General features: G+C 52.4%; 2 tRNA genes and 2 rRNA genes. All 4 read left to right on the forward strand.

The window, feature by feature from the left end:
* Nucleotides 1-98: ribosomal RNA gene (locus GCT19_RS42205) — 16S ribosomal RNA — on the forward strand; the annotation flags it as partial.
* A 79-nt stretch (nt 99-177) separates the two neighbouring features.
* Nucleotides 178-254 (forward strand) — tRNA-Ile (locus GCT19_RS42210).
* A gap of 56 nt (nt 255-310) precedes the next feature.
* Nucleotides 311-386, forward strand: a tRNA-Ala gene (locus GCT19_RS42215).
* A gap of 308 nt (nt 387-694) precedes the next feature.
* Nucleotides 695-974 (forward strand): 23S ribosomal RNA (locus GCT19_RS43175); the annotation flags it as partial.

The following is a 974-nucleotide window of genomic DNA, read 5'->3' on the forward strand; positions in this document are numbered from 1 at the left end:
TAACCGCAAGGAGGACGGTCACCACGGTAGGATTCATGACTGGGGTGAAGTCGTAACAAGGTAGCCGTATCGGAAGGTGCGGCTGGATCACCTCCTTTCCAGAGCTATGCATTCATTGCACTCAAGTGCTCACGCTTATCGGCTGTAGTTTGGTAGAAGCAACGCAGACAGACTCAGGGGTCTGTAGCTCAGTCGGTTAGAGCACCGTCTTGATAAGGCGGGGGTCGATGGTTCGAATCCATCCAGACCCACCACGGTCTTGTCTGGTGAGCTGGTCGGGTGAAGCCTCTGGAGTGTGCGTTGTGGGACCGGGGGATTAGCTCAGCTGGGAGAGCACCTGCTTTGCAAGCAGGGGGTCGTCGGTTCGATCCCGTCATCCTCCACCAATCCTCAATGCGCAGGGTTCTGCATGAAGGCAGAGCGTTACGCATTGGCGATTGAGCCAGTCAGCGCGGTACACGATCAGATCGTGATATCGGCTGTCGTTCTTTAACAATCAGGAAGAAGTAGTAAAGAGATTCACGAAAGCGTACCTGGAGATGGGTGCGTGAGTAGGTGAATCAGGGTTGTGATTGTATCGATGTATTTTAAGGGAATCGAGAGATTGCCTTTGGAATACGGCGCAACACGAATACTCAACCTGTAGCGGAAATGTGATCTGCGGTGAGCAATCATTGAGACACACCCGTTATAGGGTCAAGCGAACAAGTGCATGTGGTGGATGCCTTGGCGATCACAGGCGATGAAGGACGCGGTAGCCTGCGAAAAGCTCCGGGGAGCTGGCAAACAAGCTTTGATCCGGAGATGTCCGAATGGGGAAACCCACTCCTAATGGAGTATCCGTAGCTGAATCCATAGGCTACGTGAAGCGAACGCGGTGAACTGAAACATCTAAGTAACCGCAGGAAAAGAAATCAACCGAGATTCCCAAAGTAGTGGCGAGCGAAATGGGATCAGCCTGTACTCTTTATTCT

This window comes from Paraburkholderia atlantica (assembly GCF_009362785.1).
In the GTDB taxonomy this organism is placed as follows: domain Bacteria; phylum Pseudomonadota; class Gammaproteobacteria; order Burkholderiales; family Burkholderiaceae; genus Paraburkholderia; species Paraburkholderia atlantica.